The organism is Candidatus Jordarchaeum sp., assembly GCF_052745115.1.
Genome location: NZ_JBRAKS010000029.1, coordinates 1 through 18213, shown reverse-complemented (window position 1 = coordinate 18213; position 18213 = coordinate 1). Strand labels below are relative to the sequence as shown.

Sequence of the window (18213 nt, the reverse complement as noted above, 5' to 3'; positions counted from 1 at the left end):
ATTTTCAAAATATAATCAAATTTTTTTGAAAAAGTAAAATTGTGCAACAGAGCATATATCTAAAAATATTTTTATATCTGGTTCATTGAAAGTAAAATGCTCTTAGTATTTTTGGGTGAGTCATTATGGATGTTAAGTTTGGTTTCTCAATTCCGGTTCCTACTTACAGGTTGGAGTTAGCGATTGAAGGTGCTAAAAAGGCGGAGCAGTGTGGTTTTGAAAGTTTATGGTATGCGGACCACCTTACAACCATTCCGCCGGAAGGCAGAGTTTATGATGCTTTCGTGTTTTTAACCACCATGGCTTTGAATACGACTAGTCTTACTCTTTGTACTGGTGTTTCTGATCCTCATCGTAGGCACCCGGCGGTTATGGCTCATATTCTGGCAACTCTAGATATGGTTTCTAATGGTAGAGCTATGCTGGGTATTGGTGCGGGTGAGGCCATGAATCTTAAAATGTTCAATATTGATGCCCAGAAACCGGTTTCAAAATTAAGGGAGTTTATCGAGGTGATGCGACTTCTCTGGAAGGAGGACAGAGTGAACTACGACGGTGAATTCTTCAAAATGAAGGATGCCCTTCTGCAGCTCAAACCAGTTCAGCAAACAATCCCGATTTACATTGCGGCAAATGGACCGGTTTCTAGAAGGCTTACCGGCGAGATGGCTGAGGGATGGTTTCCATTCTATGAGAGCCCCAATCTGATTGCCAAACATATAAAAGATGTGGAGGAAGGTGCCAAGAAAGCGGGGAGAAGCATAGACCAGATTGACACCTGTTATAATTGCATGACTGCTATAGCTGATGACTTTGAAACCGCCTACAAGAGAGTAGAATTCATGAAAGGTGGACATCTCCTCTTCCCGGACAAGCTAAAGGAAGAGTATAATATCGATGTTCCGAAAGATTTGGCTATTCAGAAGATAACCCCGTCGAACGAGGATCTCATGAAGCTGTTTCAATATCTGGGCAAGGTGCCAGACCGCATATTACAGGATTTCAACATTATAGGCACAGTAGACCAAGTTATGGATCAGATAGAAGCCTTCTTCAAAGCAGGAATAAAACACCTGGCTCTGCTCAACCGGGGGCCTGATCCCAACAAAGTATTCGAAATTTATCGGGATAAGATAATTCCATATTTCAAAGAACTATGACATTTACATTCAGTAATACTGAAGTTAAATTAAGCATGAGTAGACCTATTGAAGTGTTTTAGGCTATAAATTTATAAATAGAAACCGTCGTATTTTGATAAATACTACTAGGGTGTATGTATGCCTCCAGTTCCACAGTTTGGTGCTCACTTGCCTAATGCTCCACTCTCTGACATTTATGATGCCGTTTCCTACGCTAATAATAATGGTTTTGATAGTGTGTGGGTGGGGGATCATCTTTTAGGAACCGGGATCAAAGTTTGGGATGCATTGGAGCCCTTTCCAACGCTAGCCGCAATAGGCTCTCGGACTAAATTAAAATTGGGAATAAGTGTGGTTGATACCGCCCGGAGACATCCTGCAGTATTGGCCCAGAATATAGTTACGGTAGACCATATTTCAAATGGAAGGTTGATTTTAGGAATTGGAGCAGGTGAGGCACCTTCTATTAAACCTTTTGGAATTAAATGGGATAAACCAGTTAGCTTAATGGAAGAAACGATTAAAATCGTTAAGAAATTTTTCTCGGGCGGCACAATCGATTATGAAGGCGAATTTTACAAGCTGAAAAATGCTTTTCTGCTGCCCTTGCCATTCCAGCAACCACATCCCCCATTCTGGATTGCCGCCAACTCGCCAAGAACAAGAAAGATTACCGCAGAATTAGGTGACGGATGGTTGCCTCAAGGACTCACTCCAGAAGAGTACAAAAAATTTTGGGAAGAGATAAAGAAACACGCCACAAAAGTAGGCAGAGACCCTGAAAAAATTGTAAGAGCAAACACTATATACACTTATATCTCAAAGGTTGAAGAGGAGGGACCGAACCCCATAGAATTTCCAGCAAAATTACTCTCAACCTTTTGGCCTGAAACCCTTAAAAAAGTGGGATTAGGGGTTCCAGAAGAGTTTGGACTAGGCAAATTCACCTACAGTCCCGAGTCAATAAAGAAAGTTATTGAGTTCGCTAAAAAAATTCCCTTTGAAACCGTTGAGGAACACTTCATTTACGGGACACCAGATAAATGCATTGAGAGAATCGACAATCTCTACAAGGCGGGTAACTATTACTTTGTGTGCATACTACTGGTTCCCACAAAACATAGAAAGAATCAATACGAACTATGGGGTAAAAAGATAATTCCCTATTTCAAAGAGCAATATGAATAAATCTTGGCTTAATGTAAATATTTTAACAATAGTATTAGAAAATTTAAATGCTAATTTTCTTATTTTTATAGAGTGGATTAGACTCGGGAATTAATATCATATAAATATTAAAAACCATAAGCTTACAAAACTATTAAATACATAAATAGAACTATTTATTACAAAATTTGGAGGAGTAAGAATTGGCTAAAGAAATGGATTTGGAAGCTAGTGCTCAGATTATTTCTTTAGCTTCTAAATACATTATTATTAGTGTTGTAGCGGTGGCTTTTGGGGCGGTGTCAATAGTCTATTCGGTTCTAGCTTATTGGGTTTATGGAAGCTTTGTGGTCTCATTTTCGATAATATTGGGATTCTTTATAGGTTTAGCTTTTATTGTCATAGGATTATTTCTAACTTTTTGGGGACTTGTATGGATGCGTAGCGAAGGGAAAAGGTTGGAAAAAAAGCTTGCCCAGAAATAAAAATGGGTAAAATGGGGTGAATTATTAATGTCTGCAAAAGAGAAAAAAACCGGAAAAAAAAGTAAAAAAGTGGGGGAAGTGAAAGAACGAGTTAAACGAGCAATTAAGCCAAGCTACAAAGACATAATAGAAGAGGTATACACCACAATTAATTGGTATGCTACACGTTTCATACTTTTTTCAATTGTAGGAATGGTTGTTGGATTTATTGCCTTAGTCTATGGCATTTTAGTCATGTACTTCATAAATCCACTAGAATTATTATTAAACTTGAATCTTTTCGCGCTTCAGGACGTTTCTGTCTTTTTAGCAGTATTCATCGGCTTCGGTTCTATCGTGGTCTCAATTATTCTTTTGGCATGGGGATTATTCTGGAGGAAGAAGGTCGATAATCGGAGCATATTTTAAACCATTGGCTATAATTTTATTTTTTGGATTTTATTAGAAGGTATACCAAAATTCATTTTTATATTCTAGAATCCAAACTTTTAAGTTGAATACATATTATTGTTAAGACTATCTGAGACTTAAATTAAGTTAAACAACTATTTAAAAAATAGTTTATAATCTATTTTTTAGTCGAAGAACATGGTGATCTAGTATGACTATTACGGATGAAGTTAAGAAATTAGCACTTGAAATGAATGCTGATCTTGTTGGAATCTGCTCAGCGGAAAAAATGGTTGAAGGCAGAGGAAACCTCTTCAAGATAATGTCGGACGCAAGAGCACTAGTGGTCATTGCATTAGAGCACTTCGAACCGGTCTTGGATTCGGAAAATCTTCAGATTATACAATATAATGTGCACCAGCTTTATCACGAAATTGATAGGATACTTTACGGTTTATCCAAATTTTTAAAAAGGAAAGGATTTAAGGCGGTTTCCATACCAGCCTATCTTCCCGTGGATATGGATGAGGGTTCAGGATTGATAGGAGAAGTCTCTCTAAGACACGCGGCTCAGTGCGCGGGATTGGGGGAGATAGGACTGAATAGACTATTAATTACACCGGAATATGGTCCCAGAGTGAGAATTGGAGCCCTTATAACTAATGCGAATCTAATACCAGATGAACCGTTTAATGAAAAGTTGTGTATGAGGGAGGATTGTGCAATCTGTGTTGAAGACTGTCCTATGGGAGCTATTTCTATGAAGGGTGAAGTAGAGGTGTTTAAATGCGCACCAAACATTCTCAAATACTTCATTCCAGGAGTAGTATCTGCTATAGATGGGCTTGTGGAAAAGAATGCTGGTGGGAAAGAAATTCAGGAATTTGCACGAAGCACCGAATTCTGGAAAATATTACAAGTGTTAACATCGGGAATGCTGTATAACTGCTTTAAGTGTATGACCAGTTGTCCGATAGGCAAATCAAAGAAGTAGTTTCAAACTTTTCCAATTCTATTTGCTGAAAAATCTTTAAAGTATATAAAAATCGTTGAGATTATTCTGAATGGGGATTAATCGATATTGAAAAATTTTTTAACCGCCTCTATAAATCCTTCGCCAAAGGATTTTTCCGTTACGTAGTCTGCCACATTCTTAAGCACTTGGGGAGCGTTATTTAAAGCTATTCCGTATCCTACTTCCTGAAGTAGCTCAATGTCGTTTTGTCCATCACCTATTCCAAGTACGTCCTCTGATTTGTAACCTAGTTTTTCAACAGCCTTCCTTACACCGATAGCCTTGTGAACCTGAGGATCACAAAGATGAAGCGCGTATCCGGAATCCAGAACATTGATTTCTACATTGTTTTCTTTCATTGTTTTTACCAGGTTTTCTCGGTCAATTGTTCTTCTAATGGCAATATCCGTAAATCTGTAAAATTGGTCGCCAACCTCCATGATTCTGTCTCCAAATGTTTCTTTTAGAACTTTCAGCGCCTTGAGGGGTTGCTCCTTTGAACCTAGTATGATCGGTTTATCCCAGCCCAGTTTCATAACCACTCCTCCGTTCTCAGCGATTATCGGACCACTTATTCCCAAATAAAACTCCAGAGTCAGTAAGGAGCACATTATATTCCCCGAACAGAAAACGACGTGAATTCCCTGATCCTCCAGTTTTCTTATAGCTTCCACCGCCGGAAGGTGTAGTCTATTCTGGGGAGAAGTCAGAGTACCGTCAACATCCGTAACCAATACCTGAAATTTCGGATTAAATGGCAAATCTTATCCTTCCAGTTCCTTAAAATAATTTTAATTTTGACTATTGCAACTATAAAAAACCGCCATATAAATTGAATGCAAAAGTTACATATCCAAAAACAGTTTATCCTATTTTTTGCGTTTTTCAAAAAATTAATCAATTAGAATATTAATAGCTATAGACAACAAATTGAAATTAGTAGTATAAAAAGTCGTGTGAGTTCCCTGACAGTTTTTCCATTATTTTGTTTGCTAAAGTTTCCAAAAAAAGAGAAAATTATTATTTAGAGATTTGGAATGAGCATTTATCGCCCCCAGCGCTTTTTAGAGAGTTTATTTTAATTATTACTTCTTTTCCTAATTTTTCTTCGATAACTGTTTCTATTAGACTCTCTGTGTATGTGCAGTAGAACTTGTTTGATATATCAAATCCCATTTTTTCAAAGGGGCAAACAGAAATGTCTATTTCAATGTTTTCAGGGGACTCCCTTAGCATTACACCATCATTTCCCGTAACTGGAGCTATAACATCATATACGATAATTTTTGCAAATTCTCCAAGAGTGTAATTTGAAATTTCTTGTTCATTCTTTATCCTTTCAGCTGCTCTTTTTCCCAAATCCTTACCAACTAGACGAAATACCGCTCTAATCGTGCCAGCACCCATGGTCTCTTCAAGGCGAGCAATCACATTTTTAAAAACATTGCCTGAAAATTTATAAATACGCTCTGCTTCCATCTAAAGTCATCTCACAACCTTTTTAGCATTGTCTTAGGCCTGAATAGGGACAATGGGGGGAGTAATTGCTTTAAAATAAAAATATTTTGTTTAGAAAATAAACAGGCAAAAAAGCGTTCTATAAAAAAATGAACCACCTCCAGTTTTAATAAGAATTACCTAACAAAAATAAAAAGGCTTCAATGTTTATTATAGTTAAGTAAAGATAGGTAGAGAAGTAGAAATAAAAGGAGAGTTTGGAAGGAGTACTATAAAAATAAAATTTGTTCATAAATTATAAGAAAATTTTGAGGAAAACAAAATGTTTAATGAAGAAACCTGTGAACGTTGTGGCACTTGTCTCTCACGGTGTCCTTTCTTACAATTACCTTTAGAAAAAGCTAAAGAAGAAATTTCCAGAATGATCGAAACAAGAACTTCCGAGGAAATACTCAGAAACTGTGCTGGCTGCTCATACTGCAACACTATTTGCCCTACACGGTCGGAACCTGCTGGGCTCAGAAAAGAAATTAGGTTGAAAAAAAACCGTGAGGAAGGTGTGGGAAGCCTACTATTAATAACCGAGGAAGTTCCTCTGAACTTGATGTCTATCGGATTTGAATTGGAAATCGAGAAGAAAAGAGAGAACCTAAAAAAATACATGAATCCACCTAAAAGCAAAGAAATGTTCTATATAGGTTGCAGCCTCTCATACATTTATACGGACTTGGTCAAAACAAAATTGTTAGAGGACTTGCCTTTACTAGGGGGGATGAAGTATTGCTGCGGAGGATATGTAAACAGTCTTTTTGGCCAAGAGGAAGCAAAGATAAAAGGCAAAAAATTGCTGAAAGAATTTAATAAATTAGGTGTGGAAAAAATCATCTCATTCTGTCCCGGCTGCGACCGCATAACAAGAGGATTATATCCCGAAATCATTGAAGACTACAATATTGAGAGTCAAAGCATCATCGAATATCTCGTTGAGAAATACCATAGGGGTGAACTAGAGTTCACAAACAAAATTGACAAGAGAATAACTTTTCATGATCCGTGTCCATGGCGAAGCTTGGATCGAAAAATTTACGAGAGTCCAAGAGAGCTTCTGGAGATTATGGGAGCTGAAGTGGTGGAGATGAGTCATAATCGGGAAAAATCACTTTGCTGCGGTGCCCCTGTTTCTTTCAGAAATAGAGCATTAGCAGAGAAAATAGCAAATATGAGAGTATCTGAAGCTGAAGAGGTGGGAGCAGAAGCATTAGCCTTCATTTGTACGGGTTGTGTCTTCGCATTATCAAAGAGTGCCGTTGAAAAGAATATTGAAGCATACTACATCACAGAACTCGCTCAGAAGGCTATTGGAGAAAAACCACCTCATCGAATTGTGGAAGTAACAAACCAGGCAATGGAACTTATGGCTAGAAAAATTGTGGAAAATACTAGCTTATTAAAGGATAAATATATTATCAAAAATGGGGTGGTTCAGAAACTTTGATTTCTAATAATTATTTATGCTGAAAAATTATTGTTACATAAAATTTAAATCTAGCATTAAAAACATACTATTTGTGTTTATAAATACTTGCAATTTTTAATTTGGGGTATGAAAAAATGAGAGATGTTGCAATAATAGGAATGGGGCACACCAAATTTGGAAAAGCAGACAAAACACAACTTGAGCTCTTTGCGGAAGCTGGACAAGAGGCAATAGAAGACGCAAATGTTGAAAGAAAAGATATTGAAGCTTTGTTTATGGGTTCAGTCCTCCCCATGTTTGAAGAGGGACAAATGATGACAGCAGTATATGCAACCTCCGAGCTTGGATTAGGACATATACCCTCATCAAGATTCGAAGGAGCGTGTGCATCAGCAACCGTAGCTATAAGAGACGCTTACATGTGGGTTGCTTCAGGACAATTTGATATGGTAATAGCAGGGGGAACCGAGAGAGCAATGATAATGGGAACCCCGTTTGCCACCAGAACCTTTGCTATGGGAGGGCACGCAACTACAGAAGGCCCTGCAGGGCTGACATTTCCCGGAGCCTTTGCAATGGCCGCAGTATTGTACTCTAGATTCTATGAGATACCGCTACAAAAATTGAGAGAAAAAATGGCACATGTAGCAGTGAAAAATCATAAACATGGGGCACTCAACCCCTTAGCGCAATGGTATAAAAAATACGGAGACCTAACAGTAGAAAAAGTACTAAGCTCACCAGTGATAGCTGATCCATTAACGCTGTTGGATTGTTGTCCCTTCTCGGATGGGGCAGCCGCGCTTATAATATGTGCAGGTGATATTGCTAGAAAGTATACGGATGAACCCGTATATATTTTAGGTACTGGACAGGGTACCGGTGGACCTCTAGCAAGACTAGAAGATTTTACCAAGCCGCCTTCCAGAATTTATTCTGCGAGGATGGCTTTCAAGAATGCGGGTCTTACTACTAAGGACATTGATATTCTTGAGCTTCACGACTGCTTTACACCAGCGGAACTGATTGCACTCGAGGCTATGGGCTTCTTTGGGGAAGGTGAAGCAGCGGACGCAACCGTAGACGGTCAGACCGAAATAGGTGGAAAGATCCCCACTAATATGTCTGGTGGGCTAATTGGCAGGGGTCATCCTATAGGGGCAACTGGAGCTTCTCAGGTTTACATGGTTATTCAGCAGATGAAGGGTGCTGCACCTAAAGGAAATCAATTGGATCCGGTTCCAGAGATCGGGATGACCGATACTCTGGGAGGAGACTTTGGAACACTATGTCACATAATTCTTGGAAGGTCTAAGAGGTGAGTGATGAACATGGTGGGAAGAGAACCTGCTGAAATGGAGAAGGACATCAAGAGCCGCTATGTTTTAACCTCTAAGGATTACGAGGAAGCATTGAAACAAGGGAAATTAATAGGACTTAAATGCAAGGACTGCGGGTCGGTAACATGTCCGCCGATGATTGTTTGTCAAAGGTGTAGTAGCATTAATGTTGTGCCAACGGAGCTTAGTGGCAAAGGAGAGCTTATGACATATACGGTGATAAGAATTCCACCAGAGGGCTATGAGGCACCGTACATTGTCTGTCTGGCTAAGACTGATGAAGGTCCTTGGATTGTTGGTAGGCTAGATTATGATGTTGAAAAAATGTCTGAGGAGGTTCTTGGAAGGAGTGTGAAGATCAAAGGTGTTTTTGCTTATTCTGATAAGTATAGTGGCGGAGAACATGTATGTCCCGTTTTTAGTATTTTATAGTATTATTAAAAAGACAGCAAACAACTATTAAAAATGAGAAAGTGGCTAAAAAGCCAAACTCCTATTTTTTCCATTTTTAGGATAATGTGTTCTGAAAAGTATTTTTCGCATCGAAAATTTTTAAAAATGGATTTTTAGAATTGGTTATTTTATTGAATGCAATATATTTTCTGTGTTTGTTATATAGCCTACTACATAGTCAATGCATGCGAGTGCTGCTTGATGTCTTTGGGGATTTGTCCCTATGACGCTGTCCTTGGGAATTATAACTCTGTAGTCTTTTGCTCTTGCTTCAAATGCGGTGGCTAGTACACAGACATCGGTGAAGGCTCCTGTTAGGATGAGATTTTCAATTTTTAGTCCTCTGAGCAAGATTTCGAGATCTGTGCCCATAAATGCGCTGTATCTTCTCTTGTTTGTTACAATGTATTCTTCTTTTTGGGGTTTCAAATCTTCAATAATTTCGGCGCCTGGAGATCCTTCAATACAGTGTTCCTCCTCAAAGTCCAATTCTATCCCAAAATCTACTCCCGAAGCTCTATGCATTTCTTTAGTGTAAATTACTGGTATTTTACGCTTTCTCGCTTGATGGACTATTTTTCGAATGTTTGGAATGACTTTTCTGATTTGGTCCCATCTTTCTGGTGGATTTTTTTCTTGGGATGCAAAGTCGTTTTGCATATCTATTACCAGAACAGCAGTGTTCCGGTTTAGATTTTTTAAATCGTATTCCTTCTTCATAATTTTTACCTCGAGTTAATGATTTTAACATTTTTCCAGGTATTATAATAATTTTAGGCTGACATTTTTTTCTCCCTTTTTGCGTCACGATAATTTTTTGAGCCGAAAATAATTTTAGTCTCCTGATATACAGAGAATGAAGAGATTTTGAGGAGTTTTTTGAGTTGAATGAAGTTATTTTTTATGGTGACGACGTTTTAGTTTATGATTTTCCGGAGCAAACCAAGATTTTTTATGCACCGAAACCCTTGCCTCCCTTGGAGGATGAGAAGGCTGCAATAAGGGAGGCTCTGAATAATCCTATAGGCTCTAAAAGACTGGAAGATTTGATTAGTGAGAAATCTAGAGTTGCCATTTGTTTTGACGATGTTAGTGTACCTTTGCCTCAGATGAAGAATGATGTGAGGGCTAAGGCTGCTGAGGTGGTTTTGGAAAAACTAGGGAAAATAGGGGTAAAAAGGGAGAATATTCTTTTTATTTGTGCCACTGGTTTGCATAGAAAGTGCAAGCCCAAAGAATTGGCTCACATTTTGGGAAAGAACGTTTATAGGGAGTACGCGGGCCGAGTCATAAATCACGATGCTGACGACAAGAAAAATCTCGTAGTTCTGGGAAAGACAAGAGAGGGATATGAGGTTGAGATTAACCGGTTTGCCGCAGAGGCGGATCTGATAATTTATTTGAATATAACCTTTGTTCCCATGAATGGCGGTTGGAAATCCATAATAGTTGGTCTGGGAAGCTACAAGGCCATAATTCCCAACCATTCGCCGGAAGCGCTTAGCGAGGGTTCATTGATGGATCCGCAGGCGTCTGGTTTACACAGAATTATTTGGGAGATGGGAAGAACTATAAAGAATAAGATCAGGGTCTTCACCATTGAAATGGTTTTGAACGACAATTTTTATAGTGGCTTATTTGAAAAATTGTGGCGACCATTAGGGGGGGTTTATCACGGTTTGCCCTTATGGAGAAAAATAGCCCTCTCCACAATTAGAAGAGTGCCGAATTTTCTCAAAGCCTATGTGAGAAACAGGTATAAGGCAAATTACAGAATGATCGGTGTTTATGCAGGGGACATTGAGAAGGCTCATGAGGAAACTTTGAAACTGGTGAAGAAGCAGTTGACTGTTCCAGTGGATAAGCAGTATGATGTTGTGATGTTTGGAGTGCCGAATTTTACTCCCTACAGTGTGGGTTCGGTTATGAATCCTATCCTGCTGCATAGCCTGGTTTTGGGATACATGTATAATATGCACAGCGGAAAGCCTCCACTGAAAAAAGGTGGGGTAATTATAATTTCTAATCCGGCTTACGAAAAGTTCGACCCCGAGCAGCATCCCTCCTACATAGATTTCTATGAGCAGGTGTTGACCGAAAAACCAGATATTTTCAACCTTAAAAAAGTGGAAAAAATCTATCTAAATAACCGGAACTACTCGGATAAATATCGTAACGGTTTCGCCTATCACGGGACGCATGTGCTGATGGCCTACTATTGGGGTGTCCTGGGGCTCTTAAATGTGGGGAGAGTAATTGTTGCCGGTTCTAAGAGTAGAAGAGCCTTAGAAATACTAGGGTTCGACCACGCAAAAGACTTGGACGAAGCCATAGAAATTAGTAGAAAATATCTTGGAGAAAACTGCACCATAGCTTACTTCTGTATGCCTCCCATATTCATCTCAGAAATAAAAAAATAAAAACAAAGAATGCTTTTAGGAAAAATCATCATTTTCCCTAATAGTATCAAAAGTATCTTCGGGTCTAGTGGTATCAAAAGAATCTTCTGCTCTAAAAGTATCTTCCGTTCGTATAGTATCAAAAGTATCTTCTGGTCTAGGTGGTTCTTTCTTTTCCCTTATACTCCAGTATCGCCAGTAGTCCCGGTTACTTATTCCTATCCCTGTTTCTACTAAATAAATTAAGCCACTGAGAAGTATCACCGCTACAACAATATTTATGATTCCTTGAACATCGATTACAAAGGGAGAGGTGTAATTAAGATAAGTGGTTATAATAGTGCCTGTTCCATAGTCAAAAGTGTATATGGGTATTTTCATGTAGTAAAAGAAAGTTATTATACCTAGACTTCCATAACCTATGAGTAAGAATATTCCTAGTATGGCGGTAAATGCTAGAGCGCTCAGTCCGTGTCCCACTGTTTCACTTTTATAAAAGGCACGCAAGAAGGCCATTACGGACAGGGGCAAACCCAAGAGAATAATTAGGCCAAAATTTATGTTTATGAAGGTAGATACAGGAGGAGAATAGATAGATAGTAAAGTCTGAAACTCTGGAGGCCCAAAGAAATAAAGAATGAGCACATCTCTGAGAAATCCCATGATAAAATTGTAAAGGAAGAAAGGAATAAGGAAGAAGAAAATAAACGCCACCAATCCTAGTGCAAAACCTTTAATAAGAGCCCATGTACGTGGTTCCAAAACTCAAACCTCCATAAAACTAAACAACAGTATAGCCAGTTTTCGTGTAATTATAGCTGAAGGGACTCGTTACAATGAGACTAAGCGTGTAATTGCTTGCGTCTTTCAATGTTCCAACTCCATTAACTGTTAATGTTATATTTTCTAGGAAAAACGCAGGTGTAAACATTGTAGCAGATGGCACAGAATAAACATTAATACTACTGTTGGCTACCAGCCCTGAAGCATTCCTGAGTTCGGCGTAAATATTCAAAGTGTAGCCCTGGAGAAAATTAAGGAAACCGAAAGTTACATTAGCAGTAGTATTAGTGGAATAGTCCCTAACTGCTGGTCCATGCGACAGATTATACATAGGAGACATGGTGCCCCAAGGGGTTATTTGTAGGTTTGAAAGACTGGTTAATGCGTATGCGTACCTCACGTTGAAAATGATTTGACCATAGAAAGATGTGGTGTTTAAGAAGTCACCTAAGACCTCGTTTGATAGTTGCGAAGTGTTTACTGCCATAACAACGGTGTAGGGAATTATGGAGCCTCGAGGGATTGGCCAAAGAATATACGTGGGTTCACCGTAGACGTAGAATGAGGAGTTAAGAACCGAGGTTACAAATAGCAAGCTGTTTATATCGTATAATCCCGGGTTGTATATGTAAATTGTGGTATTTTTTGTGATTACTCCATTATTACTTATGGCGCCAGGATTTAAAGTATCCAATGGGTTTTGGTAAAATTGGAATGGGTAAATTGCAAGTGAAATTGCAGATGTTATCGGAACTAAAAACAAGCCTACTATTATGAACGCCATGAGAATTTTAAACGCTTTAAACGCCTTGCCCACAACCGTTTCCTCCGAAAATCACTCTAATGGAAAACTTTTTGTGTAATATATAAAGATGTACTTTCTAATAAAAGCTTTCAAAAAAATTCAAAATAAAGGTGAGCCTATTTTCTCAATTCTGAGAAATCATTTTTTCTTTTTGGGATTAGAAAGAGAAAAATCTTGGAATTGACTCTACTTGTTTTCTATACGGGTATAATATTTGTACATGGCGGCTATGGCTTTAGCTGCCCTTTCGGGAGTATCATAGACCGGTAATCCCTCTTTTTCCAATTCGTGAATCTGTTTTTCTAATTCTAGGTGCCCAGTCGCAGCCACTAGCACTGGTTTATTATACTTGCCGATAGTTCTTCGGAGTACATCAACAATGAAGTCTTCCCGATCATACATTACACTCCATAACGCTACGCATACTACAGCACCATCTATGGTTGGATCCCTCAAAACTTCTTCAATGCAAATTTCAAATAGCCAGTCTGCGGGCCCAAGATCTAAGGGACCTTTCGCTGAGGGGAGCCACGAGGGAGCCTTCTCCAATATTTTTTTCTGCACATCATCGGACAGTATCGGTACCTGTAATCCGAGTTTTACACAGGTGTCTGTAGCTAGCACAGCTAAGGTTCCCGAGTTGGAAATAACTTCTATACGTTTTCCCTTAGGTAGGGGTTGGAACGCGAAGGCTTTGGTGAAGTCGAAAAGTTCTTCTAGATTATTGGCTTTTATCAGTCCACTTTGTTTCACTGCTGCGTCGAAAACTTCTTCTCGTCCGGCAATCGCACCGGTGTGTGAAGCGGTGGCTCGGGTTCCGGCTTCGGTAACGCCTCCTTTCAAAACCACTAAAGGTTTATGTTTAGTAGCTTTTCTAGCAACTTGTATGAATCTTTTTCCGTCCTTAATATCTTCTAAGTAGAGTCCGATGGCTTTGGTTTGAGGATCTTCAATTAGATATTCCAATATGTCGGTTTCATTTATGTCCAGTTTATTTCCTAGTGTTGCTATTTTGCTAAAACTCCAGGTATGTACCAGTTTCTCTAGGGTTGCTCCTCCGAAAATTCCACCCTGTGTAACTAGAGCCATGCTTCCAGGTTTTGCTTTGTCGATTCTGCAGAAAGTGTTTATTAAACCGTTTGAGGAATTGGAGGTTCCGACACAGTTGGGGCCTATGATTCTAATGTTGTGTTCGCTGGCTATCTTTATTATCTCTTCTTGGAGGCGTTTACCCTCCTCGGTTCCCATTTCCCCGAAGCCCCCACTCTCAATAATTACATGTTTCACACCCTGCTGGCCCAGTTCTCTCAGGGCTTCTGGAGTGTGAGATGCAGGTATAATGATTATTCCCAATTCCGGGGAATCAGGAACATCAGCTATTCGACCGTAGAACTTGTATCCTAGGGCTTCTGCACCATGATGGTTAGGATTCACACAGTACACTCTCCCGCGGTAGTTAGAATTATAGTAATTCTTTAATATGTTAAATCCCAGCTTATCCTCGTTGGGAGAGGCTCCAACGATTATAACTGAGTTGGCTTCGAAGAAGGGTTTGGCTATCAAAGTATGTCACCGGGATAGACGAAACTGGAATATGGAATTTAACACTTTCCCCAAAATAATGCTAATAAGATTGTAAAGGATTTTATAAATTAGGTGTGTTTAACTCAAGTAGATTAGGTCGGAATAATTTTGAAACAAGACAATGCAAGCGAAATCTTTTAATTTAGAGCTCATCACTCAAACAATAAAGTTCAATGTTGGTGGAAAAAACGCGTAAAAAAAAGAAAGAGCCGAAAATTGAGAATTTAGAAAGCCAGAGGAGATATCGTAAGGCTATAAATGTATTTTCAAAAAATGGGGTTAATGGATTGTTTAAGGATTTCGGCTCTAGATTTCTGACCCGGAGGCATCTTAAGCTGATACTGGCCTCAATTGTTGTCGGTGCACTGGGTGGCATAAGTGCTACGGTTTTCCTGTTTCTGATTAATTTTGTTTCTGACATTTTATTGAGCTACCCGACAAGTATTTGGGCGCCGCTAATAATCGTTATGCCAGCTTTGGGTGGCTTTATGGTTGCTTTTATTACCTACAAATTTGCCCCCGAAAGTGAAGGACATGGAGTTACTGAGGTCATGGAAGCCATTGCTAGAACTGGGGGAAGAATTCGTGCCAGAATACCAGTGGTAAAGATGATCACTTCTGCCCTAACAATTGGCTCTGGAGGAAGCGCAGGATATGAGGGTCCCATGGTTCAAATAAGTGGAGGAACCGGTTCGATAATCGGAAGACTTTTCAAACTGGATGAAAGCTCGGTTAAAATTCTGGTGGTTTGCGGAGCAGCAGCGGGGATAAGTGCTATATTTAAATCACCCTTGGGTGGTGTTTTCTTCGGTTTAGAAATTGTTTACGGTGGGGTGGAAGCTGTAGCATTAGTTCCTGTGGTATTGTCTTCATTCATAAGCACAGCTATAGCCCAAGGAGTTCTTGGAACCCAACCTTTACTGGAACTTAGAACCTTCGCGTTTGTAAGTCCTTATGAGTATATACTATTTTTCATTTTGGGATTGTCCTTTGGTTTACTGAGCATCTTTTGGATAAAAATATTTCATTACGTATCTGAGAGATTCAAACGTTTAACGGTGCCCAAGTATTTGAAACCGGGAATTGGAGGCCTAATGGTAGGATTCATTATATTTTTCTTTCCTCAGATTATAGGTGGAGGCTATGAAGTAATCGATAGGTTACTTATTATACCGGTTACCATAATTTTACTTCTTATTCTTGGATTGTTAAAGATAATAGGCACTTCCATAACGTTGGGAAGCGGAGGAAGCGGAGGAGCCTTTGCTCCCATGTTATTTATAGGAGCGATGTTTGGAGGGGCTTATGGAGTAGCTTTACAATGGTTGCTTTACGGAAACGCTTTAGGTCCCTTCACCCCCTTACTGCCTTACATTGTAAATTGGATAAATCCCTTATGGCGTTATATTTCACCTGCTTTAGCTTTTGACCCTATGGCCTACGCGTTGGTAGGTATGGCTGCACTAATCGCCTCAGCGGCAAGAGCTCCTTTAACGGGCATAGTTTTGGTCACAGAGATTACTGCGGATTACAACATGATACTACCGCTTATGATTGCGTGCATCACAGCTTATTTGATAAGCCGTTTCATCATGAGAGGGGACCTCTATACTGAAACTCTTCTGAAAAAAGGTATCGACATAGTGGAAGAGAGACGCGCAGATATACTGGACCGAGTTAGAGTGGGGGATGTTATGTCTAAACCTAAGGTGGTTTCTTCTAATATGCAATTATTCCAGGTATTAGAGATGATGTTAGAGCATCGCTTTCATGGTTTTCCGGTCATGGATGATGGCACTTTAATCGGTGTTATTGACGCTGATACCATAGAGAGAGAAGTCCTGAACCAACACGAAACAAAAAAAGTGGGGGAAGTTGTTAACAGAAACATAGTCACAATAAATCCAGAAGAAACTTTACACCAAGCTTTAGACCGAATGCTTGAAAATAAAACGGATAGACTGATTGTGGTAGATCCCAAAAATCCGAAGAGTATTATAGGTATTTTAACTAGAACAGATATTCTACAAGTTCATGAAATAAGATTAATAATGGAACATGGGGTGGGAGAGCTTAAAGAAAAGCTTCAGAAAATTGCGAGAATTGATCAAGAATTTCGAGAAGAGATGGAAATATAATTGGGAATAACTTGAGAAAAAGGGGGAGAGAGGAATCTGTTAAGTTTTCCATATTTCTAACGGTCTTAAAATTACGAAAGAGGAACTCCAGCTCTATCTTGAAGCCTCTCAGAAAACTATTGAATCTGAAAAAGAGGAGAGCTTATTCTTTCGTTTTTGCACCTCGGGCATCTTGAAGGCATCTTAAGCTTTTTTAAATCCTTGAAAATAAAGCCACACCTTGAACAACTTGGAGGCATCATAACTAGTTTAATATTCTTTTTCTTTAGAGTAAGAGCTATATGATGCAAGTCTTCAAGTACGATTCTTTTATCGAAAACTCTGAGTTCTTGACACAAGTCTTCTAGACTAACCGGATAGCTGGTATTCAAGATTTTAACTATTCGCTCCCTTCTTGTGTTCCAACTTTCCATTAAACCACCGATTTATATACACTGTTTAACTATTTCACTACCTCTTTTAGGCGTTCCAGAATTTGCTTTGCACCGTTCACTATTTCGTCTATAACTTCTTTTACGGTTTGTACCTTGTTAATTCTTCCCACGGCCATGCCTAGGGAAAGTATTCCCGCGTCGACGTCACCTTCTTCCCATGCCTTCTTTCCGAGCTGGCCGCTGATTATTGGAAGAACTTCTTCAAGGGTTGCTCCTTTTGCTTCCATCTCCGCCGCGGTTAGGGCTGGCTTATTCTTAATGACTCTTGAGGCGAGTTTGAAGGCTTTCCCAATGAGAAGAGTATCATTGTCTTTGGCGTTTACTATCCATTCCTTAATTTTTGGATGTATGTCGCACTCCTTTGTAGCTGCAAAACGTGTCCCCATGACAACGCCCTCAGCGCCTAGGGCAAGGGCGGCAAGAAAACTTCTAGAGTCACAGAAACCTCCTCCAGCACACACCGGTATGTTAACTTCGTCAACGGTTTCAGGAACCAGTATGAGGGAAGTCACATCATCAAGTCCGGGGTGTCCTCCGCATTCAAATCCTACAATTGTCACGGCGTCGCAGCCTATTCTCTCAGCTGTTCTTGCATATCGAACACCCGCAACCTTGTGAATTAGTTTCACACCCGCTTCCTTTATTCGGGAGACATATGGTTCTGGACTTGTTCCTGAGGACTCGATTATCGGAACACCCTCATCGATGAATAGTTCAACATCTTTCTCAACGCCTCTTGGTCTCATGGCAGGAAAAAGATTTAGGTTTATGCCGAAGGGCTTTTTTGTCAGCTCCCTTGTTCTCTGAATCTCCATACGCAAATCTTCTGGGTTCTCAAAAGTAGTGGATGCCAGAATTCCGAGACCGCCAGCATTTGAAATGGCGGCAACGAGTTCGGCTCTTGATAAAATATGCATAGCTCCACCAATAATGGGATATGCGATACCGAATAGTTCAGTTATTCTAGTCTTAAACATTTTAATTCACCCTGAATATTTTATAATTATGGTGTCTTGTTATATATACTCTTATCGATTAGATTTTCTATAACTACTAGAAAGTGTATTATTTAAAGTAGTGTCAATTTATTTATAAAGAAAATTTTGAATAACTTTAAGGAATAATTTTTCTCCAAAAAGTCAC

Annotated in this window: 18 protein-coding genes; 10 read left to right on the top strand and 8 right to left on the bottom strand. The window is 39.3% G+C overall.

Going from position 1 to position 18213, the window contains the following annotated elements:
- Nucleotides 1-125: 125 nt before the first annotated feature.
- The 5 genes from ACUVXA_RS03880 (at nucleotide 126) to ACUVXA_RS03860 (ending at nucleotide 4178) form a co-directional block, all read left to right on the top strand.
- Nucleotides 126-1160 (top strand): LLM class flavin-dependent oxidoreductase, encoded by a 1035-nt coding sequence (locus tag ACUVXA_RS03880; protein WP_445869922.1) that lies wholly within the window; start codon nucleotides 126-128, stop codon nucleotides 1158-1160.
- 120 nt (nucleotides 1161-1280) lie between these two features.
- On the top strand, nucleotides 1281-2330 hold the full coding sequence (locus tag ACUVXA_RS03875; RefSeq protein WP_445869921.1) for an LLM class flavin-dependent oxidoreductase: 1050 nt from the start codon (nucleotides 1281-1283) through the stop codon (nucleotides 2328-2330).
- 182 nt (nucleotides 2331-2512) lie between these two features.
- Nucleotides 2513-2794, top strand: a complete 282-nt coding sequence (locus tag ACUVXA_RS03870) for a hypothetical protein (RefSeq protein ID WP_445869920.1) — start codon at nucleotides 2513-2515, stop codon at nucleotides 2792-2794.
- 27 nt (nucleotides 2795-2821) lie between these two features.
- Nucleotides 2822-3202: a hypothetical protein gene (locus tag ACUVXA_RS03865; RefSeq protein WP_445869919.1), complete on the top strand. Its 381-nt coding sequence runs from the start codon at nucleotides 2822-2824 to the stop codon at nucleotides 3200-3202.
- A gap of 193 nt (nucleotides 3203-3395) precedes the next feature.
- Nucleotides 3396-4178, top strand: coding sequence for a hypothetical protein (locus ACUVXA_RS03860; protein WP_445869918.1), 783 nt, complete (start codon nucleotides 3396-3398; stop codon nucleotides 4176-4178).
- A 77-nt stretch (nucleotides 4179-4255) separates the two neighbouring features.
- Here ACUVXA_RS03860 and ACUVXA_RS03855 read toward each other — a convergent pair whose 3' ends face one another.
- Both ACUVXA_RS03855 and ACUVXA_RS03850 read right to left on the bottom strand, forming a co-directional pair.
- Nucleotides 4256-4960, bottom strand: a complete 705-nt coding sequence (locus ACUVXA_RS03855) for a phosphoglycolate phosphatase (RefSeq protein ID WP_445869917.1) — start codon at nucleotides 4958-4960, stop codon at nucleotides 4256-4258.
- 259 nt (nucleotides 4961-5219) lie between these two features.
- Nucleotides 5220-5678 (bottom strand): hypothetical protein, encoded by a 459-nt coding sequence (locus ACUVXA_RS03850; protein ID WP_445869916.1) that lies wholly within the window; start codon nucleotides 5676-5678, stop codon nucleotides 5220-5222.
- A 301-nt stretch (nucleotides 5679-5979) separates the two neighbouring features.
- Here ACUVXA_RS03850 and ACUVXA_RS03845 point away from each other — a divergent pair, with 301 nt between their 5' ends.
- The 3 genes from ACUVXA_RS03845 (at nucleotide 5980) to ACUVXA_RS03835 (ending at nucleotide 8906) form a co-directional block, all read left to right on the top strand.
- A complete protein-coding gene (locus ACUVXA_RS03845) occupies nucleotides 5980-7152 on the top strand; it encodes a (Fe-S)-binding protein (RefSeq protein WP_445869915.1) in 1173 nt (390 codons plus the stop codon).
- Between the two features lie 116 nt (nucleotides 7153-7268).
- Entirely contained in the window at nucleotides 7269-8456 is a 1188-nt protein-coding gene (locus tag ACUVXA_RS03840; RefSeq protein ID WP_445869914.1) for a thiolase C-terminal domain-containing protein, read from the top strand.
- 3 nt (nucleotides 8457-8459) lie between these two features.
- Nucleotides 8460-8906, top strand: coding sequence for a Zn-ribbon domain-containing OB-fold protein (locus ACUVXA_RS03835; RefSeq protein ID WP_445869913.1), 447 nt, complete (start codon nucleotides 8460-8462; stop codon nucleotides 8904-8906).
- Nucleotides 8907-9050: 144 nt separating this feature from the next.
- Here the strand turns inward: ACUVXA_RS03835 and ACUVXA_RS03830 are convergent, their stop codons facing one another.
- Entirely contained in the window at nucleotides 9051-9647 is a 597-nt protein-coding gene (locus ACUVXA_RS03830; RefSeq protein WP_445869912.1) for a cysteine hydrolase family protein, read from the bottom strand.
- Between the two features lie 164 nt (nucleotides 9648-9811).
- On the opposite strand from ACUVXA_RS03830, the gene ACUVXA_RS03825 reads away from it, so the two are divergent.
- Nucleotides 9812-11347 (top strand): lactate racemase domain-containing protein, encoded by a 1536-nt coding sequence (locus ACUVXA_RS03825; protein WP_445869911.1) that lies wholly within the window; start codon nucleotides 9812-9814, stop codon nucleotides 11345-11347.
- Between the two features lie 15 nt (nucleotides 11348-11362).
- Here ACUVXA_RS03825 and ACUVXA_RS03820 read toward each other — a convergent pair whose 3' ends face one another.
- The 3 genes from ACUVXA_RS03820 to ACUVXA_RS03810 form a co-directional block, all read right to left on the bottom strand.
- Nucleotides 11363-12088, bottom strand: coding sequence for a hypothetical protein (locus ACUVXA_RS03820; protein ID WP_445869910.1), 726 nt, complete (start codon nucleotides 12086-12088; stop codon nucleotides 11363-11365).
- Between the two features lie 19 nt (nucleotides 12089-12107).
- Complete coding sequence (locus tag ACUVXA_RS03815) at nucleotides 12108-12926, bottom strand: hypothetical protein (RefSeq protein ID WP_445869909.1); 819 nt, start codon at nucleotides 12924-12926, stop codon at nucleotides 12108-12110.
- Between the two features lie 174 nt (nucleotides 12927-13100).
- Nucleotides 13101-14477, bottom strand: a complete 1377-nt coding sequence (locus tag ACUVXA_RS03810; protein ID WP_445869908.1) for an acetate--CoA ligase family protein — start codon at nucleotides 14475-14477, stop codon at nucleotides 13101-13103.
- Between the two features lie 308 nt (nucleotides 14478-14785).
- Between ACUVXA_RS03810 and ACUVXA_RS03805 the strand changes: the two genes are divergently transcribed.
- Nucleotides 14786-16636, top strand: coding sequence for a chloride channel protein (locus ACUVXA_RS03805; protein WP_445869907.1), 1851 nt, complete (start codon nucleotides 14786-14788; stop codon nucleotides 16634-16636).
- Nucleotides 16637-16752: 116 nt separating this feature from the next.
- On the opposite strand, the gene ACUVXA_RS03800 is transcribed toward ACUVXA_RS03805, so the two are convergent.
- Nucleotides 16753-17049: a transcriptional regulator gene (locus ACUVXA_RS03800; protein ID WP_445869906.1), complete on the bottom strand. Its 297-nt coding sequence runs from the start codon at nucleotides 17047-17049 to the stop codon at nucleotides 16753-16755.
- A 29-nt stretch (nucleotides 17050-17078) separates the two neighbouring features.
- Entirely contained in the window at nucleotides 17079-18047 is a 969-nt protein-coding gene (locus ACUVXA_RS03795; protein WP_445869905.1) for an NAD(P)H-dependent flavin oxidoreductase, read from the bottom strand.
- Nucleotides 18048-18213 lie beyond the last annotated feature (166 nt).